At 38.3% G+C, this 25612-nt stretch carries 39 protein-coding genes; all 39 read right to left on the bottom strand.

The features are described from left to right. Positions 1-48: 48 nt before the first annotated feature. Positions 49-297, bottom strand: a complete 249-nt coding sequence (locus V6E76_RS03305; protein WP_247349103.1) for a phage holin — start codon at positions 295-297, stop codon at positions 49-51. Continuing rightward, positions 294-557, bottom strand: a complete 264-nt coding sequence (locus V6E76_RS03300; RefSeq protein ID WP_247349092.1) for a hypothetical protein — start codon at positions 555-557, stop codon at positions 294-296. The genes V6E76_RS03305 and V6E76_RS03300 overlap by 4 nt, the downstream gene beginning before the upstream one ends. 4 nt (positions 558-561) lie before the next feature. Next, positions 562-951 carry a hypothetical protein gene (locus tag V6E76_RS03295; protein ID WP_026866632.1) on the bottom strand — a complete coding sequence of 130 codons (390 nt, stop codon included), beginning with the start codon at positions 949-951 and terminating at the stop codon, positions 562-564. Between the two features lie 41 nt (positions 952-992). Beyond that, a complete protein-coding gene (locus tag V6E76_RS03290) occupies positions 993-1298 on the bottom strand; it encodes a hypothetical protein (protein WP_247349090.1) in 306 nt (101 codons plus the stop codon). Continuing rightward, positions 1298-1708 carry a hypothetical protein gene (locus tag V6E76_RS03285; RefSeq protein ID WP_247349088.1) on the bottom strand — a complete coding sequence of 137 codons (411 nt, stop codon included), beginning with the start codon at positions 1706-1708 and terminating at the stop codon, positions 1298-1300. Before V6E76_RS03285 ends, V6E76_RS03290 begins: the two co-directional genes overlap by 1 nt. A 36-nt stretch (positions 1709-1744) precedes the next feature. After that, entirely contained in the window at positions 1745-6190 is a 4446-nt protein-coding gene (locus tag V6E76_RS03280) for a phage tail spike protein (RefSeq protein ID WP_247349086.1), read from the bottom strand. Next, positions 6187-6990, bottom strand: coding sequence for a distal tail protein Dit (locus V6E76_RS03275; RefSeq protein ID WP_247349074.1), 804 nt, complete (start codon positions 6988-6990; stop codon positions 6187-6189). The genes V6E76_RS03280 and V6E76_RS03275 overlap by 4 nt, the downstream gene beginning before the upstream one ends. Next, positions 6990-10745 (bottom strand): hypothetical protein, encoded by a 3756-nt coding sequence (locus V6E76_RS03270; protein ID WP_247349071.1) that lies wholly within the window; start codon positions 10743-10745, stop codon positions 6990-6992. The genes V6E76_RS03275 and V6E76_RS03270 overlap by 1 nt, the downstream gene beginning before the upstream one ends. Before the next feature lie 22 nt (positions 10746-10767). Beyond that, on the bottom strand, positions 10768-11112 hold the full coding sequence (locus V6E76_RS03265) for a hypothetical protein (protein WP_247349069.1): 345 nt from the start codon (positions 11110-11112) through the stop codon (positions 10768-10770). Between the two features lie 5 nt (positions 11113-11117). Continuing rightward, positions 11118-11591, bottom strand: coding sequence for a tail assembly chaperone (locus V6E76_RS03260; protein ID WP_247349067.1), 474 nt, complete (start codon positions 11589-11591; stop codon positions 11118-11120). Positions 11592-11663: 72 nt separating this feature from the next. Further along, positions 11664-12179 carry a phage tail protein gene (locus V6E76_RS03255; RefSeq protein ID WP_247349065.1) on the bottom strand — a complete coding sequence of 172 codons (516 nt, stop codon included), beginning with the start codon at positions 12177-12179 and terminating at the stop codon, positions 11664-11666. A gap of 20 nt (positions 12180-12199) precedes the next feature. Then, positions 12200-12610, bottom strand: a complete 411-nt coding sequence (gene gp17 / locus V6E76_RS03250; RefSeq protein ID WP_247349063.1) for a tail completion protein gp17 — start codon at positions 12608-12610, stop codon at positions 12200-12202. Between the two features lie 11 nt (positions 12611-12621). Beyond that, positions 12622-13032, bottom strand: coding sequence for an HK97 gp10 family phage protein (locus tag V6E76_RS03245; RefSeq protein ID WP_247349061.1), 411 nt, complete (start codon positions 13030-13032; stop codon positions 12622-12624). After that, positions 13025-13357, bottom strand: a complete 333-nt coding sequence (locus V6E76_RS03240; RefSeq protein WP_247349059.1) for a phage head-tail adapter protein — start codon at positions 13355-13357, stop codon at positions 13025-13027. Before V6E76_RS03240 ends, V6E76_RS03245 begins: the two co-directional genes overlap by 8 nt. Continuing rightward, entirely contained in the window at positions 13357-13659 is a 303-nt protein-coding gene (locus V6E76_RS03235) for a phage head-tail connector protein (RefSeq protein ID WP_247349057.1), read from the bottom strand. Before V6E76_RS03235 ends, V6E76_RS03240 begins: the two co-directional genes overlap by 1 nt. A gap of 9 nt (positions 13660-13668) precedes the next feature. Further along, a complete protein-coding gene (locus tag V6E76_RS03230; protein WP_499797708.1) occupies positions 13669-13800 on the bottom strand; it encodes a HeH/LEM domain-containing protein in 132 nt (43 codons plus the stop codon). Then, positions 13800-14750, bottom strand: a complete 951-nt coding sequence (locus tag V6E76_RS03225; protein WP_247349054.1) for a hypothetical protein — start codon at positions 14748-14750, stop codon at positions 13800-13802. Before V6E76_RS03225 ends, V6E76_RS03230 begins: the two co-directional genes overlap by 1 nt. A 15-nt stretch (positions 14751-14765) precedes the next feature. Next, positions 14766-15341, bottom strand: a complete 576-nt coding sequence (locus V6E76_RS03220) for a phage scaffolding protein (RefSeq protein WP_247349052.1) — start codon at positions 15339-15341, stop codon at positions 14766-14768. A gap of 219 nt (positions 15342-15560) precedes the next feature. Continuing rightward, a complete protein-coding gene (locus V6E76_RS03215) occupies positions 15561-15725 on the bottom strand; it encodes a hypothetical protein (protein WP_247349050.1) in 165 nt (54 codons plus the stop codon). 2 nt (positions 15726-15727) lie between these two features. Continuing rightward, positions 15728-15892 carry a hypothetical protein gene (locus V6E76_RS03210; RefSeq protein ID WP_166626855.1) on the bottom strand — a complete coding sequence of 55 codons (165 nt, stop codon included), beginning with the start codon at positions 15890-15892 and terminating at the stop codon, positions 15728-15730. Between the two features lies 1 nt (position 15893). Then, complete coding sequence (locus V6E76_RS03205) at positions 15894-17084, bottom strand: hypothetical protein (RefSeq protein WP_166626856.1); 1191 nt, start codon at positions 17082-17084, stop codon at positions 15894-15896. Beyond that, on the bottom strand, positions 17071-18456 hold the full coding sequence (locus V6E76_RS03200; protein ID WP_247349049.1) for a phage portal protein: 1386 nt from the start codon (positions 18454-18456) through the stop codon (positions 17071-17073). Before V6E76_RS03200 ends, V6E76_RS03205 begins: the two co-directional genes overlap by 14 nt. 11 nt (positions 18457-18467) lie before the next feature. Beyond that, positions 18468-19733, bottom strand: coding sequence for a PBSX family phage terminase large subunit (locus tag V6E76_RS03195; RefSeq protein ID WP_247349039.1), 1266 nt, complete (start codon positions 19731-19733; stop codon positions 18468-18470). Beyond that, entirely contained in the window at positions 19730-20170 is a 441-nt protein-coding gene (locus V6E76_RS03190) for a terminase small subunit (RefSeq protein ID WP_247349026.1), read from the bottom strand. Before V6E76_RS03190 ends, V6E76_RS03195 begins: the two co-directional genes overlap by 4 nt. Positions 20171-20320: 150 nt before the next feature. After that, on the bottom strand, positions 20321-20758 hold the full coding sequence (locus V6E76_RS03185; RefSeq protein WP_247349024.1) for a hypothetical protein: 438 nt from the start codon (positions 20756-20758) through the stop codon (positions 20321-20323). 228 nt (positions 20759-20986) lie between these two features. Further along, a complete protein-coding gene (locus tag V6E76_RS03180; RefSeq protein WP_247349022.1) occupies positions 20987-21418 on the bottom strand; it encodes a hypothetical protein in 432 nt (143 codons plus the stop codon). Between the two features lie 7 nt (positions 21419-21425). Continuing rightward, entirely contained in the window at positions 21426-21848 is a 423-nt protein-coding gene (locus tag V6E76_RS03175; RefSeq protein WP_247349020.1) for a RusA family crossover junction endodeoxyribonuclease, read from the bottom strand. Between the two features lie 78 nt (positions 21849-21926). After that, entirely contained in the window at positions 21927-22124 is a 198-nt protein-coding gene (locus V6E76_RS03170; RefSeq protein WP_247349018.1) for a hypothetical protein, read from the bottom strand. Continuing rightward, on the bottom strand, positions 22124-22561 hold the full coding sequence (dut, locus tag V6E76_RS03165; protein WP_247349016.1) for a dUTP diphosphatase: 438 nt from the start codon (positions 22559-22561) through the stop codon (positions 22124-22126). Before dut ends, V6E76_RS03170 begins: the two co-directional genes overlap by 1 nt. Positions 22562-22672: 111 nt before the next feature. Further along, the gene (locus V6E76_RS03160) at positions 22673-22897 is read right to left on the bottom strand and encodes a hypothetical protein (RefSeq protein ID WP_247349003.1); all 225 of its coding nucleotides are present in this window, start codon (positions 22895-22897) and stop codon (positions 22673-22675) included. Next, positions 22894-23073 carry a hypothetical protein gene (locus V6E76_RS03155; protein ID WP_247349001.1) on the bottom strand — a complete coding sequence of 60 codons (180 nt, stop codon included), beginning with the start codon at positions 23071-23073 and terminating at the stop codon, positions 22894-22896. The genes V6E76_RS03160 and V6E76_RS03155 overlap by 4 nt, the downstream gene beginning before the upstream one ends. 61 nt (positions 23074-23134) lie before the next feature. Further along, positions 23135-23518 carry a hypothetical protein gene (locus tag V6E76_RS03150; RefSeq protein ID WP_247348999.1) on the bottom strand — a complete coding sequence of 128 codons (384 nt, stop codon included), beginning with the start codon at positions 23516-23518 and terminating at the stop codon, positions 23135-23137. A 1-nt stretch (position 23519) separates the two neighbouring features. Beyond that, the gene (locus tag V6E76_RS03145; RefSeq protein ID WP_247348997.1) at positions 23520-23885 is read right to left on the bottom strand and encodes a YopX family protein; all 366 of its coding nucleotides are present in this window, start codon (positions 23883-23885) and stop codon (positions 23520-23522) included. Continuing rightward, complete coding sequence (locus V6E76_RS03140) at positions 23878-24270, bottom strand: hypothetical protein (RefSeq protein ID WP_247348995.1); 393 nt, start codon at positions 24268-24270, stop codon at positions 23878-23880. The genes V6E76_RS03145 and V6E76_RS03140 overlap by 8 nt, the downstream gene beginning before the upstream one ends. Continuing rightward, positions 24271-24432: a hypothetical protein gene (locus V6E76_RS03135; protein WP_247348993.1), complete on the bottom strand. Its 162-nt coding sequence runs from the start codon at positions 24430-24432 to the stop codon at positions 24271-24273. Between the two features lie 7 nt (positions 24433-24439). Further along, positions 24440-24721 (bottom strand): hypothetical protein, encoded by a 282-nt coding sequence (locus tag V6E76_RS03130; protein WP_247348991.1) that lies wholly within the window; start codon positions 24719-24721, stop codon positions 24440-24442. Continuing rightward, complete coding sequence (locus tag V6E76_RS03125) at positions 24718-25143, bottom strand: hypothetical protein (RefSeq protein ID WP_247348989.1); 426 nt, start codon at positions 25141-25143, stop codon at positions 24718-24720. Before V6E76_RS03125 ends, V6E76_RS03130 begins: the two co-directional genes overlap by 4 nt. A gap of 2 nt (positions 25144-25145) precedes the next feature. Then, positions 25146-25394, bottom strand: coding sequence for a hypothetical protein (locus tag V6E76_RS03120; RefSeq protein ID WP_247348987.1), 249 nt, complete (start codon positions 25392-25394; stop codon positions 25146-25148). 10 nt (positions 25395-25404) lie between these two features. Further along, entirely contained in the window at positions 25405-25605 is a 201-nt protein-coding gene (locus tag V6E76_RS03115) for a hypothetical protein (RefSeq protein ID WP_247348977.1), read from the bottom strand. Between the last annotated feature and the right edge of the window lie 7 nt (positions 25606-25612).

Genomic DNA, 25612 nt, shown 5'->3' with positions numbered 1-25612 from the left:
TCCTCCTTATTTTTCGCATAAAAAAGAGCCTACTGTTCAGTAGACCCTTCACTTACGATTCTTTTTACGTTCTAATTCCACTTGCGCTTGTTCTGATTCTTTAGTGACGTTATTATTACGCCACCAACTGTAAATTGCCGACACGACTAACGCTACAGACGATAAGCCTTCGTATATTTGCTCTTCTGAAAATGGCAGTGGATTGTAACCTAGACTGATTAACGATTGGTTAAGGAGTAGTATTACTAATACTGCCAATCTAACTAAACCTTGTGTTTTATTGTTTTTCGGAGTCACTTCTTCTCACCTCCTTCTAGTTCACGAATACGCTTTTCTAAACAATCTACCTTCTCACGTAATACATGTACTTCTTTTTTTAACTTCACATTGCGCTCTTTTAGTTCCTCATTCCATGCCTCATACTGCGTAATAATCAAGTTGATTTTATTCATGTGACTATCTTCTCGCTTAGGCTTATTACTGATGTGATTCCCTATCCAACCACCTACCGCAGTGATGGATGCAACTATAATCATGACAACGTATTCTGTACTCATCGGGCTACACCCGCCTAACTAATTCAAAGCTAAAGTACATCCACGTTGCTGATAATAGCCACACTGTATTCGGTGGTGGGGAAATAACGAATGACACAGTAAATACGCTCCAGATAATCATCAGTATCATAGTAAAGGTAAATAGTAACCTGCGACTTCTTAGCCAGTAACTCACAAGCATACCAACCGCCAGAGCAACAAAAATACCACCGATTTGGTACGGTTCCAAGATGTTGCTAATCAGCCTGTAAACGTCGTAATTGCGCAGAATAGACGGCTGTATAGAAATCCATAAGCCATAGACTAGCGCGAACATTGCGACAGGGTACAGAAGTACCTTTACTTTCTCCCTTCGTATCACTTTATGCACCTCTGCTTTGTGTGCTTCACTCACATAACACCACCCCTTTCGTTGTAATAAAAAGCCTACGGATATTACTCTGTAGGCTCTGCATCTGTTGGTACTTCTTGCTCAGGTTCTTCTTCACCGTTTTCGTTTAACACTCTAAAATTCGTATTACGTTCTACTACTTTATACTCGTAGTTATTGCCAAAAATCGCAGACATCATATTTTGTACTTGCACGATTTGCTGCGCTTGCTCAAGCGACTCATATTTACTTGCTTCGTCAAAGCTAAACGCTGTAAATGTCGAAAGGTTACGTTCGTTTACTCGTACGTAGTCAAAATGTTCTGTCGCAACTTCTTTACGTCCTACTGCATAATCTGTTTTCTGATTCATTATTCATCATCCTTTTCAGTAATTTGTTTTGATTCAATCGCTGCTTCTAGTACATCGACAATGTGGTCGTGCGTGACTGCATTTGACGGGCTATTGTTATCGCCTGGTGTCGTGTCAATCTCGTAAGGGTAGTCAAGCATGTACTCATACAAGGTGTGCATAAGTCCTTCATGCTCGCCCATATCGATAACCACTTCTTCTTTCAATAGCTCGCCAAATTCTTCTAACTGCTTCTGCTCATCTTCGGTGTCCGCTTTTATGGATTGTAAATCGCCGTGGAAGTCTTGGTACTTCTCTGCAATTTTCTTCATCAATTTTTGGCGAGCACGATTCACTCGTCCTTTTGCTTGTACTTTAGGAAGGTATTCCATAACCGATGTTAAAGCACTGTTTGTCGTTGCTAATTTCATATCGTCACTCCTAAATTTAGTCATAAAAAATAAGCCTTAACCGTATTGCCCGATGTGAAGTATCCTTGCGAATACATCGTTCTGTACACCTGTACCTGACGGACTACGTCTGACTTGTAAATAGGCTTGCATTAAATTGTAATTCGGTGGGGGTAATGGAATGTCTTGCGTAATATTGACCGTGTCTCCACGGCTTACGTACACTCGACGACTACTACTGCCTGCACCGTTGTTAATCTGATTGTTATTACCAAATCCGTCCACCTGTACTTCGACATATTCACTCGCACTACCAGATGAGCCATGTAGTCCGACTGCCCAAACGACTCTTAATATACGTCCTTCATGCGGCGTGTAGAAGTATTTAAACGTCTGCCAATGCGAGTAGTTTGTGATGTAGTTTAAGCCATTAAAACGGATATTTGAACCTGCATATGAATCGTATGTTTGTACAGGCACGTTTCCACGAGGCACACCGTTCTCAATCCAACGCACACCATCGACTGCACGAGTGATGTGTATTCCGCCTTCAATTTGATTGAATCGGTTCTTAAGCGTATCTAAGTTAAGTTGATTAGCGGTAATCTCTATAGCTTGTACATCACGTATAAACGCATGTTGTGCGGTTAGCCTAGCTATCATAGCGTTAGATGTGTACATACTCTCGAACCATGCGTTTTTACCGTCTATCCAATCCACGTCGATGTAGTTGGCACTAAAGTATTTCGTCACCAAACTGCTAAAGTTCCCTTCGACTGCTTCAATACTGAGTGCTTTAATGTTTTGGATAAAGTAGTCTTTACCGATGAGTTGATCAATACGTCCACTTGTGGCGAACAACTTGTCAATCATCGTCGTTCCAACCGCTAAGTGCGCACCTGTGATGACGTCTGCTTCAAGTATTGCGGAACGTACCCGCCCCGCGTTGATGTCGATTGCATCAATTGTTTTAGCGTATAGCATGTCAGTAAACATATTGCTTGCGGATAGTTTATTAATCAACGCTTGGTCAATCCATAAGTGCTGAGCGCCGATGGCATTTGCACCGATATGCTTAGCCCTAAGCTCGATTGTATCGAGTTCGGCTGCAAATAAACTTGCAAATCTACCATTAATTGCGTTAATCGCTTTAGCATTAACATCATCTGCATACACACTATTTGCGACGATTTTTTCAACCATTGCGTTAGACACAAGAAGGTGTCGTGCTTGAATTGCGTCAGATGCAATGTGTTTCGCTAATATCGTTCCAGCACCAAGTTCCGCTGCATACAACTGACTAAAATTCGCTTCTACTGCTTCTACTGCTAGCGCCGTAATATCGCCTTTAACAAATAAATCACCTGACAATCGTAATTGAGATGCGATGGCATCAATACCAGACGGACTTACTTTTAGCATTGAGCCGATTGTGTCGCCACTAATACGTTTCGATGCGATTTGTACGTAGTCTGCACGGACAGTTACGTCAGATTCGGTTAAGAACTCACCGTCTAACTCTTGGACTTGTAGGGCGATCTTGTCCGCTAATTGTTCGATTCTAGAAATAGCGTTAAGCATTGGCGTTGCCACTTCGCCACGTTCCAATTTCACTTGGATACGATTATCTTCATGTTGCATATTTGACGGGTAAACATTGAAACCATCAATGTTAATTGCTGCAAATCGTAATTTACTACCGACTGGCGTAAAGGTTCGAATTGCCCCACGAACACTACTAATTGCACTGTTCATGAAATTGCCGTTACTGTCATACTCTAATATCCACCAATAATTAATTGCAGATACATACGCTGAATTGTCCGAAAAGGTATAAGGTTGACCAGGTGTGACATCGACATACTCTTTTAATCGCATACGAGACATATTCGAATTGTTATTCAATCCATTTGCGGTGAATATCCCACCGTCTTCCCAAGCTGATGCGGATTGAGGAATCAAGTTGGCGCCAATGCTTGAAATGTCATTCAACCAAACTTTTTGATTAAAGCCATATATCGTTTCTTCTATACTCGCACCATTCGTCGCTTGCCAATTATCGACTCGTTGTAACACTTGTTTATTGCCTTCTACAGTCTCTTCAACTGACTTGATATATTGGTCTAAATTACCTGTCTCAAAATCGTATTCGCTTCGTGTAATCAACTCGGATTGACCGTCTTCAAGCAACGTGACTCGTCTAATAATTTCAGATACGTTTTGAGTAGCATCATCTGGATGCGGTAACCACTCACGGTTATTTGTGGTGGTTAGATACGGTTTCTTAAAGTCGATAACACCTTTTTGGGTATTCCCTGCCCCGAAGTTTGTACCGAGCAACAATCTAACTGGCATTGTTCTGTCGGGTACAATTTCCACAACTTTCTTAGTCCAATGCCCTGTCATCACTGTCGCTTTTTCTTCAGCGGTCATCGTTAAATCGATTTTCTGCCCAGTACCATATTCGCTTGGCGGTCGTATTTCAATGAAATCTATTTCAGGTACTTCTGTAGTACGGTACATAAAGACAAGATAGTATGTCTCGTTTTTATTGACGTTGAAGTATTCCATGTTCATAACGTAAGGTAGATTCGACGTTCCCGTCCCCATTCTCACGAAATTATCGACTTCATTAGTGATGACTTGAACTTGTGAATGTACAGCGAATAAATCGGGATTATCGAACGATGTACCACGTATAATATTGTAGTGCGTACTATCTATATTACGAATACGTTCTTCAAAGTTCATTGTAATATCTTGGAAACGTTCATCTAATGTCACACTACGACTATCGCCTAAAAACTTGTCAATATCCATTACATCACTTTGCAAGTCCGCAAGCATATCCGCATGACTACCTGTAACATCGTCTAGCTTACTCTCAACTGCATCAGAATGTGCCTTAGACTGTTCTTCTGCGTAACGTTTAGCTTGTTCGACTGCATCGGTATATCCTTGCTCTAACTCACTTCTTGCGGTATCGATAGAGCTGGTCACTTCTCCGCTAATGCGATCGTGTTCTTCTTTTGCTAAGCGTTGCGCTTCTTTAACTGCGTCATTGTAGCCCTGTTCAATTTCACTCCGAGCAGTGTCAACTGCAGTGGTAATCTCTTGCTCAATGCGAGCATAGTTTTCTTCGGCTTCCTTGTACGCCTGTTCTACGTCTGCGTTAAATGCGTCTGTCCAGTCGTTAAGCGCTTGGTTAAACTCGGCTTCCATTCGAGCACGGTCTGCTTCAACTTCCGCTAAGATGTCGATTTTGGCTTGTTCGAACTCGTTTCTAAAAGCTATAGCTTGTGCATTAAACCATGCATCGAAATCTTCTTTTAACTGTGTAATTAAAGACCTAGCATCTCTATTTGCACGTTTAATCTGTGAGTTTAGTCGTTTCAGTTGTCGATTTTTAAAGTGTTTGAAATCACCTAGTGTGAGTTTAGAAAGTGAAGGATCTAATAAGTTGTGTTCAATCTTTTCAACTCGTGCTTGTTTAACAATGCCTGCACGTTTATAGATGATAGCAACACCGTCACCAAGATTTAGGTTTCCTATTTTGGCAACATTCGTAGTCCAAGTCGCTTTAGGCACACAATTTTCTAATAACCACTGGTATGTGGCGTTAGCTAACTCAACTGGATTTTCTATATTCTCAAAAACGACTTCTGGTGCAATTCTTGGTTTAATCTCACCATTTTCATAAAAGCCGTATTCTTGTGTTGCAGAAGGTATTTCAATCCAGTTTTGACCTTTTGGTTTTTGAATACCATCTTTAGACCACTCAATCTCATCAAATTCTAAACGAGGACCATAGCCATCGCCTGCTTCTTCGCCACGTCCACGTCCAACTGCAGCTGTATAGATTTCAGATTCATCTTGTTCTTGTGTGAGTGATAGTATATTTGTACCGTAAGCGAAACGTTCACCAGTCCAACGTCCAATTGCTTTTTTCACGATGACATTTTTACTAACAATCTTTTGACCATCAAACTTTACTTCATAGTCGAACTCAACACCGAACGTTTCAATCAACTTATTCCATGCGTTTGTGACACTATCACGATAGAAGTTAATATCATGACGATCTGTGACATCATAGTCTGTTATTTGCCACCCTATTGCATTAAATGCAACATCTGCAGCAGCTTTCGCTTCACTATCTCTAAAACGTCTATCGTGGATGTTACCGAGTGCTTTTGCTTCATCAAAAAAGATGTGGACTGCATCTATAATTAAACGTTCACCACGTTCGTCTGCAGTGAGATTAGTACCGTAAATTTTATATATCTGAAATCGTTTCTGAACATCATAATGACCAACAAACGTTGCATCTTCGACTAGCTTTTTATAATTTGTCTCTCGTCTATCTTTATCAACATAAAAAGACGGCATCTCAGCAGTAAGCTGATAGACACCGTTCCTTTCTACTGTTTGAGTTGCACTAATTATGTGCTTTCTAGGCACAATCCGTTGCAATTCTTTCTTTTTATTAAATAAATAAATCATAGCACAACACCTCTATATCTAATCTGTATACTTTTCGGTGTTGGTGTAACAACGATTTGATCACCGTCTTTGATTAAAAATTCTTCTAAATCAGATGAAAATTCTAAACCGTCCATCGCATTTAACTCATCGTCTGATTTAGTTACTAGTTGTCTAGCAACATCAATCTGATAACGATCAGATACAATGTCATGCTTGTAGTTTACATTCATGTCTGTTGTTGTATTACGCATTGACCATTGTTTAACACCTGTTTCAAACACAATACGTATTCTAGGTTCTACAGGTACTTTTGAGTCGATAGACAACGTTTGAGCATTAGTATAGTCAATCACTTGTTCTTGTTTATACTTCACAGGATTGTGCCATAAAAAGCTCAAATTCATACGATAAGCACTTGCTTGTTGTACAACACTCGCTTCTTCAAATTCCACATAGTAAGTAAATTCTTGTTCGTCTTTGAATGTGATATAGTTTGTATTCTTTAATCTCAGATTAAATTCATTCAAGAAGTTTTTGAACACTGATTCATCTTTAACATCGATTAGCAATTCTACATCAATAGTTTTTGCTTTCATGCGCTTACTCATAATCATAGAACCATCAAACTTAGCAGGTGTTTCTGTTGAAATGTCATAAGCATTGGTTAAACGACCGTCTACACTGACTGTTTCTATTCTCAAATAATCACTTGAGTAATAACTATCAACGTTCCGACCATTTACAAGCAAAGAAAAAGACGAAGGCACATGGAGTTCCCCCGTGCGTTCGCCTGGTCTTTCATATTCAACTTCAAACATTAATAAGCACCTCCTAAGTACGATTCTTCAAGGTTCGTGACCCTTGTGTTCTCATGATTAATATCCTCCGCAAAGGCTCTGTATGAGCGATTACCGAGATTAAGATTGATGTTGGCATTTTGATTGATTTCTAATCCGTTATCTAATTCGTGGTTAATCTCAGCTTGACCAAATGCTGTAATAGAACTTTCAAGATTACGTTTATCAACATCCATGCCGATTGGTTTCAACTCAGGACTATATGCATCCTGTAGTCGATTACTCACTTTAAGCATCTCATTAACTACACGATCTGATTCTTGAGCGATACCAAGTGCTAGACCTTCTGAAGTATATCCACCAATCTGCATCATAACTCTTGATGGCGACTTAATTTTCAATGCAGCACGTATTGTGGCAGCCGCTCTATTCGCAATACTTGATGCCGTAGCCATAACTGAGCCACTCATCGAGTTCATACCAGCTACAAAACCACTCATTGCATAAGCACCTGCACTACTAAATTGACCATACGCAGCTCTCATTACACCCGCAGCTTGAGCCATAGTGCTACTAATGATTGAAACAATCCTTGCACCACCACTTGATACTGCTGCAGCCATAGCTCCCATAGCAGATGCAGTAGCGGAAGTCATTTGTTGCATTGCAGATATAGTCACCTTAGACAATGCTTGCATCGCTTGTGTGCCTGCGTTTTGCATTGCTTTATAACTTTGTGTAACACCTTTGTTCATACTTTCAGTTTCAGATGTACCTGTACTATTTATTTCTGAGAAGTCTGTCGTTGTATTATTCAATAATGAGTCTAATTCAGCAGTTGAACCTGTGTTCATATTCGTAAATTCGGAGATGACATCTGTATTTAATCCTGCAATCTCAGTACTACCTGTGGAAGCTATGCTACTAAAGTCTCCACTCATTATAGCTTCCATACTAGAAGTCTCACCAGTTGCACCTGTAGACATGCCAGATATCTGTGATAAGAAGTCAGTACTTAGCCCAGATGCTTCTGTTGAACCAGCGTTGTGTAGTGCTGCGAAGTCCGTAGTACCATTTGTAAGTAAACCATTGATGTCAGCACTCGCATGTTCTCTCATATAACCTGTCTGTGTAGTTACACCTGTATTCAGTGCAGTTGAGTTCGTTATACCGTTGTTGAGTAAATTATTGAAGTCTAGTGATGCATTGTTTGCCATTGTACTTGTATTTGTAGATACGTTGGTTGACATAAGACTTGTATTGGTACTTGCTGATGTCGCCATTTGACTTGTAGAAGTTTCTACATTTGTAGCCATGGTCTGAGTTGAAGTTGATACTTCTTCGCTTGCTAGTCCAACCGTTTCTTTGATCCAGTCGAACACGCTTCCTACTGTTTCAGCAATCTTTCCGAATACACCTGTGATTGTCGTCCAAAGAGATTCCATTATGTTGCCTGTAAACTCTTGGACAGAAGTCCACAATCCTTCCCAATTACCTGTGAATAGATTTATGAAAATATCAACTATGCCTAAGATGATTGTCATCGCTGTCTGAATTATTCCAGTAATCAATGCCCAAGATACTTGGAATACTCCACTTATCAATGTTAAAGCTCCAGATATCACAGTGAATATCGCAGCCATGACGCCACCAATAACAGTGGCAATCACATTGAATGCTACAGATGTAACAGTCATGATTGTATTACTGTGTTCAGACCAGAAGGCTGAAACCATCCCCCAAATTGTAGAAATGGTATTCCAGATCGTCATTACGATTGGAACAATCAGATTGACTATCGCATTCCAAACCATACTTGCAACATTCATAATGACAACGTTGTTTTGCTCCCAGAAAGCAACTAAACCGCCCCATACTGCTTGTACAATGCTCGATATGATACCGACTGCAACTATAATTGCATTAGATACAGTGTTCCATACAGTGCTTGCTACACTCAATATAGTTTGGTTGTTTTCTTGCCACCAAGACACAAGTGCTGAGTATATTGTCACAACAATGTTATAAATTAAACCAATCACAAAGCTTATCGCAGTGAATATTGCATTCCAAACCGTTTCTGCAGTTGCACGTATCGATTCGGAATGTGTGTTCCAAAACTTTACAACTGTACCCCAAACCATTCTAATAACGTTCGCGATCATGACGATTACAGCTGTTATCACGGTTTTTATTTGATTCCATATATTAATAACATTTGTTCTAAAGTGTTCATTTGTGTTCCAAAGATATACTAGAGTACCTATAAGTACACCGATTGCAGCAATTACGCCTAATACAGGTGCGCTTACCATAGCGAATGCTCCCGTTAAGAATTCCAAACTAGTACCAACCATGATAATCAACGGCATAGCCATCATAAATATCCCTGCTAGAGTTGTGACTAAGCCGATAATCAAACCGATGACTGGATTTGTTTTAAGAATGCTACTCATAAATTCAAATACTGCATTAACCACATTTAGTACTTTTTCACCTAGCGGTGCCATTGCGATACCTAAGTTTACAAGCGTTGTAATGATGTTGCCAATTAAACTCACTACAACAGGTCCATTACGCTCTATATAGCCTACAAAGTCTTGGAAGGCAGTGTTATTACTTAATTCACTCGCCCATTCTCTAAAGCGTTCTGTCATGCGTTGAAGACCGTCGAATACGTGGCTACTGTTTTGTCCGAATGCAGCGAATAAATCAATGATTCCTAAGAAAACATTTCCAAAAATAGAGCCTATTTTAGGCATGTTTTCCATTACATAGTTTGTGAAGTCATGGAATCCATTTGTTTCAGCCATTCTGTCTGCCCAATTGGCAAATTGAGTACCTAGGTTATTAAACCCTTCTGCTACCCAATCGATTAAAGGCATTGCAGCATTCATGGTATCAATTAAACCTTGACCAAATCGACCAACACCACGAGCGATATTATCAAATACTCGTACACCTGTAGTGTTCATATTCTCGAAGAAACGAGTCATCGTTGGTGACTTCTGAACGAAAGTGTCTAATTCAGTTGTCATATTACCAATTGCATCAACTACACCATCAATAAATGGCGTCATTGCTTGTAAAGCGAAGTTAGCTGTATTGATCGCACTTGCCATTTGTGTGAATATAGCTTCTTGATGCATGTTCACAATTCCATTCCACGATGCTTTAATATCATCTATTGCAGAAGTGAATTGTTTCGATGCTTCTGTTGCTACAAATGCTTCGTCGTTATACCTAGCAAGTACAGATGCGACTAAACCACCATATGCAGCGACACCTCCAAAGGCAACACCCACTGCACCGACAAATGCGAGTAAATTACCTGCAGTCACACCAACCGCATTACCTAACGCCATTACTGCTGAGGTAGCAGCAGCTATAATCGGTACTAAAGCAGTAATAGAACTAATTAATGAACCTCTAATCATATTTCCAAACACTGTACCAAAAGTTCTAATATTTGTAGCCAATTCACCTAAACGTCTGTTAAACGGTTCAGTGAAATTCTTTTGAATCGCATGATAAGCATTTCTAAATCCCATTCTATCTACATCAATTTTCACTTCTTTACGTATATCCTTAGCAGAAAAAGCACGAGCTAATGCTTCTGCTTGTAAGATGCCACGACGGAAGTCACTAATGTTAGCTTCAACTTCCGTTTCAATTTCATCAGGGAGCTTTTGAGATTGAGCAATTGCTTTGTTGATATTACGTTCAAAATTTCTAATATTCGCTTCAATCTCAGCTATAAAGCGTTCTACATCCATCTACTCACCCCTTTTTATTTATCTATTTGTTCATCTGATTCCACCAATCAGCCATATCGGCTTTCTGGACTTTGTTAACATGTTTCTTACGACGTTTTTCAACTTGTTTATCATACTCATACTGATCTTCTGTCTTATCAATGAGTTCACGTTGTTCATTCAAGTTACGAATCAACGCTTTTATGTTTTGACCATTATTCATACGAGCCATTGCAACTGCACCAGTGATTTGTACTTCTTTTAAATCAAGTAACTGGTGTCTAGCACCGTCTATGAGATTGTTCCAGTGTTTAGGTGTCATTTCCCAAATATCTGACTCTGGAATATAACCTAATAGACGTTGAGTAGTCGTAAACACGTAGTCCATATCAATTATGCTGTTACTTCTTCTGGTTCCTCTTCCCCGTTCATGATTGCGCTGTGCATGCCTTTGAGAATTTCTGCTGATGCTTTCATTTTCTCTTTGTTTTCTGCGTCCGTTGCTTTGTGACCTTGTTGAACGTTCAGCCAGAAGTTTTTGATCTCTTGCTTGAAAAAACCAGAGTTATCCAAAACATCAAGAGCACCTTGCAGTAAAGGAAGTGTGTCTTCCTCTTCCTCAATAATTGCTTCTACTGCATTTTCAATGTGCTCACGCTTGATTGATTTATCTTTAGCTGCTGCGCACTCCCAAAAATCAATAATTGAGTCAGTCTTACGTGAAAGTAAGCCATTATAAATTTTAGTCAGACCTTCTCTTTTGTTACCATCCTCATCTTTGTCATCAAATTCTTTAGCTTTACGTGCAAAAGCGAAATTTCCTTTAGCTTCAATATCTTTGCCTTTGATTTCTAATTGTTTAATCATGTTATTAGCTCCTTGTTTTTAAAATAGATAAATAAAAAAGGACGAGTAATATACTCGCCCCCTAAAACTTTACTACTCTGCTGTTGCTGTTCTTTCTTCGTATGAACCAGTGTATTCACCAGGCGCTTCAAACTCTACATCCGCTACTGTAGATGGATTTAACACGCTGTCTGGTAGTTTTGGTAATGAATCTTTAGCTGTTTCATAGTGTACTGCTAATGTGTACTCAACTGTATCTTCTTCATCATCAAATGAGTGATCAATTTCAGATACATATGTGTAGCCGAAAATAACGTTATTGTGTTGACCATCTACTACCTTTTTCGGTACAAACCACACTTTTAGTTGTTCTTTCTTTCTAATTGCGTTCTCTACTTCTTGTTGTCCTTCATCATCTTCGATTTTATTAGCAGTAAATGTAAATTCTTCTGCATTCGCACCATATCCACGACCTGTTTTACCTGCACGAATACGGTCTACTATTTCATTTGTAATATTGTGTCCACCTTCAGTAACGTCACCAATTACTAGTCCATCTGAACCAAGTTGTGAACTCGCTGCTTGTACTAATACAACGTAATTTGACATATATTAAACACTCCTTAATTTTAATATCGAACGTTATGACGAACCGTATACACAATTCTCAAGACACCGTGCGATGTTTTATTGTCTATATCGTTCATCACTTGTTCGTTTGATAGTCTTACTTTTGTTATTTCATAGCCATCAAAACTGAATGACTTTTGCTTAGCGTAATATTTCAACATTCTTAATAACTCACGACATTCAGGCTTGCTATCAGCGTATATATGCATCTGAACAGCAATGTCCTCATGCATGCCTGTAGATGATTCAGATTCGATTACATCTATCTCACCGACAATTGCATAAGGCTTAACCAAGTCCATCTTCATGCCGTCGTATATACCAGTCACTTTAGCTTTAAAAGGTGACTGCAATAAGTGGTTAAACAGTGCATTGTATAAATTGTAATGTGCTGACACCCAATTGCTCATTGAGCCACCTCCTAATTGCTAAAGTAGTTTTTGAAATACTGTCGTGTGACATCTAATGATGGGAACCAAAACGGTTGAGCGACCATACCGTATGTGGTATAGAAACGTCCGTCTTTGTAATAAGTCCACGGTATTTTCTTAGCACGTGAGCCTCCACCACCTGAAACAGCATGAATACCAGTACCAAACTCAAGCCATATAGGCACCATACCTAGCACAAATACCTCAGCTGAAATAGTGCTCCCACTTCTTGTAACTGCAGTTTTCGTGATTCCTTCTCGTGTCTCACCTGTATCTACAGCTATTCTTCTCCGAGTTTCGTTGTAGTGGATATCACGAGTAGTTTCTACACCACGTTTCGCCTGCGCAATCGTTTTATCACTAAAAGCTTTCAACGCACTTGCTAAGTTATTCCTAGCCATTGGCAAGCCTCCTAACAGGTGCAGAAACTATCTCATGTTGTCCGCCTTGATCTTGTAAATCGCCCACAAACTCATAGCGTTCACCATCGTAAATAAAAACGTCTAGACGAGTAATATCAGCACCGTAAGGCACGTACAAAACTCTATCTAGACGTATATCTAAACTATGGTAATTCGCTTGTTGTGAGGTGCTAGGCGTATCCATGAACGCTTTTAAATCGTGTGTAGACGTGTTTACTACCTCTTTCGGAGGATAAACAGAATCGTCCACAATACGCTCTGTACGCTCGACTGTGATTGTGTGAGGGAATTCATCCAAAAACATCATTTACCACCCCACGATACCTTTCTATACGGTTTGAGTAGCTTATATAGCTTATCCTCGTAATTATTATCAAAAGAGTAGCTTACTGTACCCATTGACCGACTAGAAAGACCTGGATTGTGGAATTCAATCATCTTAGCGATGAATTCTTGCACTGTGAGTGGATAAGGCGCTATGAATACTTGATTACAGTATTCTGATGCAACTCCTGCATAATGTGGAATGAGCGCTTCAATACTTGCATCCTTAGATGTGTCATCGAGCGCCCATTTGTTAATGATTTTCACTTTGTCTGCATCCATTTACATCACCTATCCTTCTAACAGTGCGATTAAGTCTGCTTTTAGGTCACTTGAAGAATACTCGATTCCTCTTTCATCTAACATTTCTTTTAATTCTGCGACGGTATACTCACTGTAATCAGGCGCTGAAGCCTGTGCGATTACTCCCCCGTCGCTGCCGCTAAAGGGACTTTTACCACACCATCAAGACGTTCAGGGAACATTAAGATACCTGACACTGCTAATGTCTGTTGAGTGAATGATTCATCGTGTAAGAAGTGTTTCATTCCGATAAACCCTGTTGAGTCTGAAGTTAGACCAAATTGTCTAGCTACATCAGAAGTGCTTGAATTGATATAAGCAAGTACTAAGTTTTCTGCAGCAGTCGCATATACACTACCTTGAGCAACTTGTGTTGAAGTGAACACGATAGTACCCGTCACATCAGTGTAGTAGTTTAAACCAAATGAAGATTCTAGTGTTAGTTGCTTATCTGCAATTGCTTGTGCAACATCCATTGGATGAGCGAATACCACTACACGAATAGTGTCATCTTCAAATACAGTCTGTAATGCACCCCATGATGTCGCTAATGCACCTTGTAAACCGTTTGCTTCATTCAGGTTAGTTTGTGCTTCACCTGATTGTACAAGATCAAATAAATCTGTTCTGATGTCTTTCTGAATCTCTTTTACTAATGCATCATCAGTGTAAGCGACTGCTTGGTCAGCGCCGTAAGTTTGAATTGCTTCACCAGAAGTTGCTTTACGATATTTTTTAAGTGTAATTTTCTTTTCTTCAAGGACAGCTGGTGTCACTCTAGAAAGTGGAATGATTTCACCTTCAGGTACGTTACCGTCTGCCAGTTCTACAGTTGGCTTACCAAGTAATTCAATCTTCATACCTGATTGTACTGGCATTAATCGTGAGATACCGATTGCTCTTTGGAAGTCACGTAGTGATTCTTCAAAGCGGTATACATAATCAATTGACTTCTCACGGAAGTTATCTAGGTTTGCTACCGTTTGTAAGTTTTTCTCAGGAAAGTCTTGTGCAGCAAAGTGTTGAATGTTTAATTTGTACTTTAAATCATACTGTTTGTTCTTTGTCATATTTAAAACTCCTTTTTAATTAAATAGATTCATATTTTCTTTAATCGCTTTTTGACGTGCGATAGGGTCTGTCATGCCCATAATTTGTTCCTTAGTCATAGACTGTGGAGGATTGCCATCTTGTGGCGTTCTGCCTGTCTTACCTTTTGGTTGCTCGAATAGATAAGGTTTAGACTCACGTAAAGCAGTGATTTTGTCGTCAAGACCTTTCACTGTGTCACCGTCAAGCTCTAAGTCCGATTTATCTAGCAACGCTAGTACATCGTCTGGATCATTCGCATCTTTAGCTACTGCTAATTTGATGGCGTTGTTTAAACGAGTACTTTGTAATTCTTGTTCGTACTTCTCGTTATTGGCTTTGTATTCGTCTAGTTGTTTCTGTAAATCTTCGTTGTCCGTAGTAGATTTTTTGAGGTCTTCAATTTGTTCGTCACGGTTTTTAAGCTCATCATTTGCGATATCCAGTTCAGCTTTGTAATCATTCGCTCTTTTCTCGGTTTCCGCAATATTGCTATGATGTTCATTAATCACTTTCGTTACCGTTTCTTCTTCCAGTCCAAGCCCTCTAAGAAATTCTCTTTGCATTGGCATTTATAATCATCCTTTACAGTTATTTGTTATCGCAGGTCTCTCTCCTGCACGAGGTTTGCACAATAACGCTTGTGCGAGCATTAAAAATAGACCTTTTATCGTCTTATCTAGGACGAGCTAATGTATAGCTATCAAGATATGCTCAATTTACACATGAGCGACCACCTCCTTAGTGAGTTTTAGTGCTTGTATTAATAAAGCATCACTCCTTTCAGTGGTCTAATTATCCTTTGTTTCATTCCATTTCTGTAAATCTTCTCGTTGCTTTTCGCCGATTTTCATATTAATCATAGGATTACTTCTGTTTATTTTCTTCAACTCTTTAGTTATTTCAGCCGTGTTCTTTGCAATATCTTTTAGGTACTGTTCGATTTTGTCTTTCATTATTAGACCTCCCAACTCGCAATCCTTATTAGAATGACTAACAAAATGACAATAAAAATAAGCAACATACCTTGAAAGTAGTCGCCTTGGGAAATTACGTTAATCGCAGATAACAAGCTAAGAACTGTCATGATGACTAGGAATACTGTTGCCTCATTCCATACCATATTAATATCCCCAACTGCCATCTTTCTTTTTATGAAAGCCACGTTGTACCATTTGTCTAAAACGTTTTGCATCAGTCATTAAATTATGTTGAGTACGTTCTTCGGTGTTCATTGATGCATTTTTGTACCACATCATACGCTTTGATAACTGTTCGTAGTAATCAGGTGCAATATTATCTTCATTGAATTGCAACCAAACTTGATATTCATCAAATGAAGTACGTTCATATACATCTCGATGTTCTTCGCTTAAAAATTCATCGTCCATATGATCTAACTCAATTCCATTCACTCTATAACCTACCGAACATCTACACCCCATGTTTTCTTGCATCTGATTGATACCTATCATCATACGAGGACCTTTACCATAGGTTGCAGTTGACTTAGAGTAAAACAGACCTTCTGAATCCGCAACTTGACCATCTAAGATAACGTGAGTAGGACGTACCCTAGTATCTCGCTGAGATATCCAAATACGTTTTAACTTGCTACCTTCATCAACAAAACGTTTGCCACGTTCTTTATCGTCGAATTTAAAGCCTTTTGGCGCTTTCTCAGCCGTTTTGTTTAACTGTTCAATAGCTTTCTCATATTTATCACCAAGTTCTATTTCCGCTAATGATTCAGCACGTCCGATTTCATGAGTAGAAACTTTTTGTACTCTTGAAGTATACTTATTCGCTATACGCTTTAACTTTAATTTAGTTGAACGTGGACTTTCATTGTTAATGACTCCAGAATTTAGTGTACCTTTGACTTCTCTTAACATGCTTGTTCGGTGAGAAGATAAAGTATTGAGTAAGTCGAATTCTTCGGTGTCTCGTTTAAGAAATTTTTTAAGCTCTAATAACATAGGAAATGCAATTACAGGAACAATTCCAGTCATTCCAGACAATAAAAAAGCACTACCCAATGTCGAATGGATAAATGCCAATACTTGAGCATATGCGATTGTAGTATATAGTGTTGAATAATCTTTTGTAATGTCTTGTTCAACTTGTTTAATTGCTTTCTGTAAACGATTGTACTTATTCAGATTTTCTAAGCTTTCTTCTTCAGAATAACTACTAACCATTGACTCATACATTGAAATAATCTCATTAATTCTTGATTGTAACTGTTGATTGATGCTGTTCTCAGTCATTCCGATAAGCACATCAATTTGACGTCCTAAATCATTCCAATTCATCATCCTCAACTCCCTTTATTGGAAGTTCTGTATCAATTCGGTCATCTTCACTTTCCATACGTTCCTTTTCGCCTTCCAAGTCTGATACCCACGGATGATTCTCAATGATTGTATCTTGACTGATAAGCGTTTGTGACATGCTAGCGATTTGAGATTGCTCTAATTCATTGACCATACGATTAATGCTAAAGGAAATTTCCACATCGTTTGCAATAGCACCGTTATTGTCCGAGTACTCAAACACAAACCAAAGTAACTCTTTAATTGCTGGTGTTGCCTTACGTATCAAATCTTTAACTTTTAAATCCAAGTCTGAATACAAGAAGCGTAATGCGATCCCTGATGGACTATTACCTAGGCTCTGGCGTTGAAAATCAATTCCACGACCATAATCATAGATGTACTTTCTTAGCTGTTCTAGCCACTCATTAGACGATGTGACAGGCACTTCAATTTGTATCGTATCTACGCCACCATCACCATCCACATTAATTGCTTTGTAATGCTTTAAGTTCCGCATAAACGTTGATAAGTTTTCACCTTCATAGCCTTTAAGTACATAAATGAGTTCTGTTGCTTCGTCGAATGTATTCTGTACATTACTTGTCTGATTATCCATAGCATCTATCAACGTCTTGTAACGCCATATATCTCCCGTTGCTTGCGAATTATTCTTGAATGGTATAAATGGCACTCTACCCCAACTTTCGTCGTCTAGGTGTGTTGTAGGGTTGCTCTCGTTCATGCCGTGATACCAACCTAATTGTAATTGGTTGTCTAAGTAGATGTAGTATGTCACTTTATCTTTAGTCCAGTATTCCACACGTCTTTCACGTTCATAGGTGTAACTACGTATCACTGCTTCTAACTCACGTTCTTTTCTGTCTGCATAGATTGGTACGATTTGTTCTGCAGGGATCTGCATGAACTTAAACTCACCATCTTCATTGACGAATGGATGTAACCACTCAATACCTTTATTTGACGATGCAACAAAAATATCGTTTAAATCATCGTCAAACTCATAACCAAGTAACTCATTTATTTTCTCAGTGACACTTTCATCTTTATGCTTAAAGCTCACTGGATTGGTGAGTGCATGTCCAACCTTTTGATCTACTAAGTTAGCATGAATCGGATGTGTAATTCGCCAGTCTGGCTTATCGTAATCAGGCACACCTTCTGCGTTCTTTGGTATATCTCTATCTTTAATATCATTTTTGTTGTCGTAATACTTTTGACCAGTTTCATATATTTTTACGTTATGTTGGTGTAGCTTTAGCATACGTATAATCATTTCTTCTTGTGTTTCATGTTCAGGCTTTACACCTGCGAGTAACACTTCGTCGTGTGGTGTAGTAAATGGATCCATGCCATCCCTCCTTATTTAAGAATACTCATCGTTGGTGCTTTCATATCAAGACTTAAACTATAGCGTGTTGCATCTATCGTATGATTATCTTTATCTTGTAATCTCGGTTTCACATTTCCATCTTTATCTGTTTCATAGTCAATGTTCTCAAACTCCCTAGCTATATTCGGTGTGCGTTTAGGGTCAATGACAATTGCATCTAAGTCGTCTAACCATCGCTCACCAAACTCCACACTATCCTTACCTTTTTTCGCACCTTTAATACGTTTTATACCATGTTGCTTACGTAATTCATCAATACTTTTAGGCTCCGCACTGTCAGCTAGGATGTATTCATCTTGATAGCCTCTTTTAATAATCTCTTGAGCTAACTCACGGTTACTCATTTTCACTTTGTATATTTCATCAATCGCATATATGATGCGTTTCTTTTTATCGTAGTGCCAAACTACAAAAGCGTTCGGATCAGTCGCATAACCAAAGTCATTTCCGTAACGATAATTATCAAATGTTGCTAACTCATCATCTGTAATTGTTCTGAACTCTAAGTTATCGAATGGGACAACACCTGAGCCGATCGCTTCACCTAAATACTCATGTCTGTACTTACGCTCATTCCGTTGTTTTGTAGCATCTGCTTCTTCGATGAATTGTTTTGATATAAAAGGATTGTCTAAGTAAGTTGAGTGATGTACAAAGCTGTTTGATGCGATAAACGCTGATTCATACTTTTTATTCACCCATGATTGTTTTCTTTTCGGCGGGTTATAAGAATAGAAAAACTTATAAAAAAGACCATTATCCAACTCTCCACGTAATAGTGAGTTAGTAATGGTCGTGACTTCATCTTCTGTTAAAAACTCCGCAAGTTCTTCTATCCATGCAATAGCGAATGGAAACTCTGCAGATTTGAGTGATTTAATACGCTCAGGCTCTTTAGCTCCCCTAAATACCATGTAGTTACCACGAGGTAGATAAGTGATTCTCATAGGTGATTTATTTATCTTGAATAAGTGACTTACTTTCTGTTCACTAATCGCCCATTTAATCTGCTCAAATATGGATAGCTCAATTGTGTTATCTATCTTACGTATGCCTACTGCATTAACTGGATACCTCATAAGCATTTGTACAATCACATGCGCAATGTCTGATGACTTACCGCTACCACGTCCGCCTTTGCAAACTACATTCAGTATGTTTGGATCTAGTGATGCTTTCCAGAACGGATGAAACGCTTTAGGAATGAGTTCTGATATCTTAATTGCAGTTGTCATTCTATATCATCTACAAACTGCACTGCACCAGAGTGTTCGACTTCTTGGATATCTCTAAAGAGTCCATATCTTTTACCTAGCAGTTCAGCAGCCTTAGTTCGTTGTAGAGTATCCGCCTTACGTTCATGACGTTCTACTGCACTACCAAACTCACCATCGGACACAACAAGTAATTCTTCATCTTGCATTTCTCCTCGCATAACTGATGTGAGATATTGCAATACTTCATCTTGTTCAGCAATAGATTTCTTTTTCAATTCTGCCAAACGCTCATCTATATAGGTTCTTACCTTAGCATTTCTAAGCAACCTACTAGCATTCGCATTAGCTGTACTTTCCTTTGTCACATTAGGATAAGCAATTAAATATGCTTGTGTCGCATTTCCACTTATCACATACTCATCTGCAAAACGTCTTTGTTTCTCTGTCATATCCATTTCATCTACCACCAACTTTCACGATAATATCTTAATTTATTTTGCTTACTCAAAACCAACGGCAACCTAAAAATTATATGAGTGAAGTGAGAGGTTACTCGTTGGTTTTCAACAAACAAAAAAGACACCTTAGTTGGTGTCTAATAATTATTAATATTCATCTGTAATAAATTTTAGATTTCTATATGATGCAGTCCCTTTGAAATAATTCAATATATCATCTGGAACTACCTTTTCGTTAGAATATGCTGATATAATGTCAGTTCCATCTACCCTAAGTACATTAACTAGATGCTGATCATTTGTGTTTTCAGTTAAACTAACTTCAATTACGTTTTCGTTATATGAGTATGATAGTTTAACTCCATCTCCTAATAACTGCATCTCAATTTCACAAAAACCTTGTTCTTCCATCCTAAAAACATTTATGTAGTCATCTGCAGATTTCTTCTTTATTTCCTCTGCTAGTTCGTCGAACCTGTCTATAAATTCTCTGACTACTTCTGGAACCAACCCACTATTAATAATTTGATTATTTCTTTTGTGGGTTAACTCGATAATGTCATCTTTAGTTATCTTATTAGCCATTTCAATCATCCTCCTATTATTTGATACATCCAATATACCAAATAAACCGCCCTTTCGGACGGTTCTAATCAAATATACTCAGGAGGACTCATGGCGTGAGTCGATGGGTATGCCTTGCCGAACCTACCCACCATTATGAACTCACGGATTCCCATATTTGTCAACGTTTATTTGAAGTATTCAGCATGCCATTGATATATCAACTTCGATTTGAAAAAAATGTGGAAACTAATCTTGTAGTATTTCAGCACATTCCATCAATTTTCGTCTGATTTTAGAGTAGTTATAGCCTGTCGTTTTTGAAATATCAACCAAACTATTACCACTTAATGCGAGATGAAAAATGATGGCTCTAGTCTCATCTTGTCTTTCAATGATTCTGTCCCACCTGTTTTGAATGTATAGCACTTTGTTCATAAATCGATCAATAACTTTATCTTGTGTCATTAATCTTTTTAATTCATTGTACGTTGGGTCGCTATTTCCACCTACTGCTTTTGGCATGGATGATTCTATTCCGTACTTACCGATGTTTCCACCAGCTACAACATCGATGTATTCTTTTTCTAATTTCTTCATAGCGGTGTAATTAGTATGATAATCTACAATCAATCTATAAATATCTTCTACCGTGTATTGCTCGTTAGTCGCATAACTCATAAATCATCTACACCTCTTGTATATTAACTTTCACGTGGTCAGCGTGTCCGTACTCTTTGTTTAACGATAGTGTCACTACCTGTGAATCATCCCTGTATACAACATTGTTACATGCATCTAGTATGGTTTTAGCAAGATTATCGAGATCGGGCTTCTTTGTGTAATACAAAGCCCCTTCTTCTATCGCCTTTAATTTCTTCTTGGTGTAGCTTTTCGGTGGTGCGAATACAAATGTAATACTTACCTTCAACGGGCGCTCTGTGATGTGCTTGTGAGCCTTATTCATGGCATTCTTCCCATGTATCTTAATCATCTGCTTATACGTTGTACTTTTACTTGTGTTGTATGTCCTCGTCTTACCACTCGGTGTCCTTACTACCCTTGGACGTGGCATGGCAACTGGTGTACCCATTACGTAGAAGTCAATCATCTTTATCACGTCCTAATATCTCTTTCACTTTATCAACTATCGTCTTATCTCCAGATGTCTGTTCCGTCGAACCAGGCACTACCGATGCACCTCGTTATGTTCGGATAGAGAAATTACTGTTCCGTTCATCTTATCTGCTATAAAATTAGCGGTTGCTTCATCCTCATAAAACTTAATGCCTTTTTCTTGTGGTTGCGAAGTTAGATGATAAGCACCAATACTTTCCCACTCATTTGATAAAAATAAGTCTTTGACTTTAACTATATATAATTCCATTACTTAACCTCCTTATCTGTACTACCAAAGCCATTAGAACCCCTATCACTCTGAGTGTCGAATTGGTCTACAATCTCTAATGTTGGTGTGACTATAGGTGAGACAACTAACTGTGCAATTTTCTCACCTTTCTTAACAAGATAATTCGACTTGTTTAATGTGTCCGCAATCACACCAATTTCCCCGTTATATCCACTATCCACAGTGCCAAGAATGACTCTGAGATTCGTCTTAGACGACTTACCAGATCGTGGTCTAATCTGTCCTTCATAGCCTGGTGGTATGTTCACTGCGATACCAGTTAGGATAACACTCGCATGTGTGTAAGTGACTAGAGTGTCCTCACTAGCGTATAGGTCTAAGCCTGCATCGTGATTAAATGCCCTGTTTGGCATAGTTGCCGACTCACTCAATTGTTTAATTTGTAATTTATTCATGTTATCTATTCCTCCACTTGTTTATAATTGCGTAACCTAACATACCTACCAACGTTACTGCTGAACCGACGAACAGACTGAATAGTGCAATGAGTTCGAGTCCGATTTGGGTCATAGGTCATTTAATCCTAAATCAATCATTTCTTCACCGAAGCACTCCCAGTTAGTGTGATAATCTTCAATAAAAATTGTGTGTTTGTTTAATAACTTCATGATGTCATCGTATGCTTGTGCTTTGGCGTATACTTCAGTAACCTCGATGATAGGCTCGTGATTTCCTGTATCTAAATAATCAGCCGCAAGCTCCGTCAATTGCTCTTCATATTCATAACTCATTCTTCATCACGCTCCATTTCCAACATTTCTTTTATTTCTTTCAGAAAATCAACTGAGCTCAGATTTCCATTTTCAAATTCATCAAGACTATCTTGTAAACCTTCTTTAACTGATGAAGCGTATAAAAAGTATTCATATGTTTCTTTTGTTATTAATACTGAGTTGCTTTTATTCATTCTCCATCACTCTCCAATAGTTCGGGATTTTCTGATAAATCTTTTCTTGTTAAATTTCATGTTAAAACTCCACCTTTTCATTTTTAATTAGCTCATCAATAGTACGCTTCAAACAGTCCTCAACATATTCCATAGTTTTATATGTTTCATTTCCTGACATAAACCAATAATTCATTTGATGTTCACTAGGTACAACATCACAAACATGAGCACAATCAAAACCGTATACGTTACCTTTTTCATACGTGATACCTAGATGAAAGTTGTCATTAATGATTTCTCTTTGCTGATTAGTTACATTGTTTAAGTGAATATATCCGCACAAATGATTTAAACCTGAAACACGTTTGATTTCACATTTAATAGTTTTGTAGGTAAATTCTTTATAATTACCTTCAGTTTTCATTGCTTCTATGATGTCGTCTTTATAGGTCAATGTTTTCATATCACTCATCACGCTCCAATAACTCAGGGTTTTCATAAATGTTTCCGATTACCTCTACATCTTCTAAAACATAAATCAAAACACTTCCGCCTCTGCTATTATCAATACGCCACTCACCACTTCTAGCTTGAATTACGCAATAATTCTTGTTGCCCATGTATCCCTTATAACTAACAATATCCCCTTCATAAATCTCAGTACCGTTCTTATCTTTAAGTCCTGTGTATTGCATGATTTCATATTTTCTCTCGAACTTTTCGCCCTCCAAGTGTGTTTGTCCTACATAAGGTGGCACATTGTAAATATCGAAATTAACCATCGCATCCTGAACTTTATCCCACGCCCTAAATTTAATTTCTCTATTCATCTCCATCACGCTCATACACGAGTTCTAGGCGTCCATTTATGAGGGCGTGTATTTCACTTACACTACCTTTATGGTGGCGGCTTAGAATTTCATCAATACTGGTGTCATAATCTTTAATCAACGCTTCATTATCATGAACGTAAACCACTTCTTTAAGTAAAGTAACATCTTTGATAGGTTCTTCCACTTCGACTTCAAAGGTTTCACTAAACCATATAATCGGTTGAGTTTCTTCTGCTGTATCAATGCTGAATCCGGAATCGTCAACGAATACCTGCCAACCGTCTTTGGATTTAAACATTTTACCGTGTTTGTGATGCTTCCTTGCGTATTCTAACAACTCGATTATATTCATTTCTTTAACTCTTGTGATTGTCTGTAGCATTTAGTTGTCCTCCTCTACGTCTATTTTATAAACCACTGTAATCAATTCTCCGCTCTCGTTCAGACTTGCTTGGATATCTACTACTTCTATGTCCGGATGATTTCGTAGCCACTCGTTTATATTTAGCTCGTCGTTACATTCGACTTGGTATATCTGTTTCATTCCTCCATCACTCCTCAGATACATTCTCTTTAATCTCTTGTTTCAATTCATCGCTAACACTGTCATCACTCATAATTCTGTATTCTAGGTATTCAATCTGCTCTGTTTTCTTTGAGTAGTCTTGTTGTAAGTCGTTATAACCTTCGTGTAACGTGTCATACGCTTCTTGTAAGGCTTCATAGTCATCTAATAGGACTTCGTACCTTGCATCGTCTGTACGGCTCTGTACGACTGTTAAAATGACCCCTAAAAGGACTGCGACGATGACTGTTCTGATGAGTAGGTTCATGCTCTATCACCATTACGTGAATTAAGCCAAACATTCACGAGTTTTCCATTTCTATCATAAGCATGAACGTATTCTCCAAAGCCGTTCTTAAACTTTCTTTCGATTCTCCCGCTGTTATTTATGACGTCTTTTATATATTCGCTTTCACCTACATTTTTAAAGGTTTCAGGTTCTTCTGATTCTGTTTCAATCTCATTTATCCATTTCTTAAATCGTTCGTTAGATTCTTCTAATCGTTTGATTTCTTCTAAGGTAATCCACATATCCGAAAGTTTTTTATTTTCTTCTCTTTTTATCTCTAGTAACCACTCGTAAGTGGGTTTAGATTTTTTCTCTTCTCTACGTTTCAAAAAGAGAATTAAGAATTGACTTAAAGAAACTCCTATTGCTGAACCTGCAAACAAAAATATAATTTCTGTCATTCTCACAACCACCTTTCCACGTCTTTCGGTATCACTTCAATAAGCTCACGATCTGCGATGAATTGTTTGTACTCTAAATTACTGAGATAAAGTATTTCTGTATTCTTCTCCAACAACACTGACACTGGCACGAGCTTGTAGCCTTCTTCAATCGGTATGGCAGTGTACATGTAATTCTGATTAGCGTTATACAGTCGCTTGCGGTATTTGAAGCCTAACTTTGATTCTGTAAATAATTCGAGTTGTTGCATGGTGTACCTCCTAACTATATAAAGCTATTATTAAACCAACTAAAAGTGCGATTACTGATAAGCGTGATACTATTGTTGCGAAAAATATTAAGGCATCTGCGGTAGTTTCTTCGATATCTTCAGTAGGGTCTCTAAAATAGATTACGTGAACTAAGAAAGCGAATATGAAAACTAATGCATTAATAGCAAAGTAACCGAATAGTATTTCCATGTAGTGC

Source organism: Jeotgalicoccus huakuii (genome assembly GCF_036665975.1).
GTDB classification, from domain to species: domain Bacteria; phylum Bacillota; class Bacilli; order Staphylococcales; family Salinicoccaceae; genus Jeotgalicoccus; species Jeotgalicoccus marinus.
Note: the sequence above shows the minus strand (reverse complement) of the source record. Positions and strands in the feature narration are given on the sequence as shown.

What these genes read in the sequence shown, in the direction of transcription:
- V6E76_RS03275 (WP_247349074.1), bottom strand. Translation starts at nt 6,990, where the DNA reads ATGTTTGAAGTTGAATATGAAAGACCAGGCGAACGCACGGGGGAACTC.
- V6E76_RS03190 (WP_247349026.1), bottom strand. Translation starts at nt 20,170, where the DNA reads ATGGATATGACAGAGAAACAAAGACGTTTTGCAGATGAGTATGTGATA.
- dut (WP_247349016.1), bottom strand. Translation starts at nt 22,561, where the DNA reads ATGAATAAATTACAAATTAAACAATTGAGTGAGTCGGCAACTATGCCA.
- V6E76_RS03175 (WP_247349020.1), bottom strand. Translation starts at nt 21,848, where the DNA reads ATGATTGACTTCTACGTAATGGGTACACCAGTTGCCATGCCACGTCCA.
- V6E76_RS03140 (WP_247348995.1), bottom strand. Translation starts at nt 24,270, where the DNA reads ATGCTACAGACAATCACAAGAGTTAAAGAAATGAATATAATCGAGTTG.
- V6E76_RS03150 (WP_247348999.1), bottom strand. Translation starts at nt 23,518, where the DNA reads ATGAAAACATTGACCTATAAAGACGACATCATAGAAGCAATGAAAACT.
- V6E76_RS03260 (WP_247349067.1), bottom strand. Translation starts at nt 11,591, where the DNA reads ATGATTAAACAATTAGAAATCAAAGGCAAAGATATTGAAGCTAAAGGA.
- V6E76_RS03185 (WP_247349024.1), bottom strand. Translation starts at nt 20,758, where the DNA reads ATGGCTAATAAGATAACTAAAGATGACATTATCGAGTTAACCCACAAA.
- V6E76_RS03115 (WP_247348977.1), bottom strand. Translation starts at nt 25,605, where the DNA reads ATGGAAATACTATTCGGTTACTTTGCTATTAATGCATTAGTTTTCATA.
- V6E76_RS03235 (WP_247349057.1), bottom strand. Translation starts at nt 13,659, where the DNA reads ATGGATGCAGACAAAGTGAAAATCATTAACAAATGGGCGCTCGATGAC.
- V6E76_RS03135 (WP_247348993.1), bottom strand. Translation starts at nt 24,432, where the DNA reads ATGAAACAGATATACCAAGTCGAATGTAACGACGAGCTAAATATAAAC.
- V6E76_RS03290 (WP_247349090.1), bottom strand. Translation starts at nt 1,298, where the DNA reads ATGAATCAGAAAACAGATTATGCAGTAGGACGTAAAGAAGTTGCGACA.
- V6E76_RS03220 (WP_247349052.1), bottom strand. Translation starts at nt 15,341, where the DNA reads ATGCCAATGCAAAGAGAATTTCTTAGAGGGCTTGGACTGGAAGAAGAA.
- V6E76_RS03170 (WP_247349018.1), bottom strand. Translation starts at nt 22,124, where the DNA reads ATGGAATTATATATAGTTAAAGTCAAAGACTTATTTTTATCAAATGAG.
- V6E76_RS03125 (WP_247348989.1), bottom strand. Translation starts at nt 25,143, where the DNA reads ATGACAGAAATTATATTTTTGTTTGCAGGTTCAGCAATAGGAGTTTCT.
- V6E76_RS03145 (WP_247348997.1), bottom strand. Translation starts at nt 23,885, where the DNA reads ATGAATAGAGAAATTAAATTTAGGGCGTGGGATAAAGTTCAGGATGCG.
- V6E76_RS03280 (WP_247349086.1), bottom strand. Translation starts at nt 6,190, where the DNA reads ATGATTTATTTATTTAATAAAAAGAAAGAATTGCAACGGATTGTGCCT.
- V6E76_RS03155 (WP_247349001.1), bottom strand. Translation starts at nt 23,073, where the DNA reads ATGAATAAAAGCAACTCAGTATTAATAACAAAAGAAACATATGAATAC.
- V6E76_RS03160 (WP_247349003.1), bottom strand. Translation starts at nt 22,897, where the DNA reads ATGAGTTATGAATATGAAGAGCAATTGACGGAGCTTGCGGCTGATTAT.
- V6E76_RS03195 (WP_247349039.1), bottom strand. Translation starts at nt 19,733, where the DNA reads ATGACAACTGCAATTAAGATATCAGAACTCATTCCTAAAGCGTTTCAT.
- gp17 (WP_247349063.1), bottom strand. Translation starts at nt 12,610, where the DNA reads ATGAGCAATTGGGTGTCAGCACATTACAATTTATACAATGCACTGTTT.
- V6E76_RS03245 (WP_247349061.1), bottom strand. Translation starts at nt 13,032, where the DNA reads ATGGCTAGGAATAACTTAGCAAGTGCGTTGAAAGCTTTTAGTGATAAA.
- V6E76_RS03200 (WP_247349049.1), bottom strand. Translation starts at nt 18,456, where the DNA reads ATGGATCCATTTACTACACCACACGACGAAGTGTTACTCGCAGGTGTA.
- V6E76_RS03210 (WP_166626855.1), bottom strand. Translation starts at nt 15,892, where the DNA reads ATGGTATGGAATGAGGCAACAGTATTCCTAGTCATCATGACAGTTCTT.
- V6E76_RS03225 (WP_247349054.1), bottom strand. Translation starts at nt 14,750, where the DNA reads ATGACAAAGAACAAACAGTATGATTTAAAGTACAAATTAAACATTCAA.
- V6E76_RS03255 (WP_247349065.1), bottom strand. Translation starts at nt 12,179, where the DNA reads ATGTCAAATTACGTTGTATTAGTACAAGCAGCGAGTTCACAACTTGGT.
- V6E76_RS03240 (WP_247349059.1), bottom strand. Translation starts at nt 13,357, where the DNA reads ATGTTTTTGGATGAATTCCCTCACACAATCACAGTCGAGCGTACAGAG.
- V6E76_RS03215 (WP_247349050.1), bottom strand. Translation starts at nt 15,725, where the DNA reads ATGAAAGACAAAATCGAACAGTACCTAAAAGATATTGCAAAGAACACG.
- V6E76_RS03300 (WP_247349092.1), bottom strand. Translation starts at nt 557, where the DNA reads ATGAGTACAGAATACGTTGTCATGATTATAGTTGCATCCATCACTGCG.
- V6E76_RS03205 (WP_166626856.1), bottom strand. Translation starts at nt 17,084, where the DNA reads ATGAATTGGAATGATTTAGGACGTCAAATTGATGTGCTTATCGGAATG.
- V6E76_RS03265 (WP_247349069.1), bottom strand. Translation starts at nt 11,112, where the DNA reads ATGGACTACGTGTTTACGACTACTCAACGTCTATTAGGTTATATTCCA.
- V6E76_RS03180 (WP_247349022.1), bottom strand. Translation starts at nt 21,418, where the DNA reads ATGAGTTATGCGACTAACGAGCAATACACGGTAGAAGATATTTATAGA.
- V6E76_RS03130 (WP_247348991.1), bottom strand. Translation starts at nt 24,721, where the DNA reads ATGAACCTACTCATCAGAACAGTCATCGTCGCAGTCCTTTTAGGGGTC.
- V6E76_RS03270 (WP_247349071.1), bottom strand. Translation starts at nt 10,745, where the DNA reads ATGGATGTAGAACGCTTTATAGCTGAGATTGAAGCGAATATTAGAAAT.
- V6E76_RS03120 (WP_247348987.1), bottom strand. Translation starts at nt 25,394, where the DNA reads ATGCAACAACTCGAATTATTTACAGAATCAAAGTTAGGCTTCAAATAC.
- V6E76_RS03285 (WP_247349088.1), bottom strand. Translation starts at nt 1,708, where the DNA reads ATGAAATTAGCAACGACAAACAGTGCTTTAACATCGGTTATGGAATAC.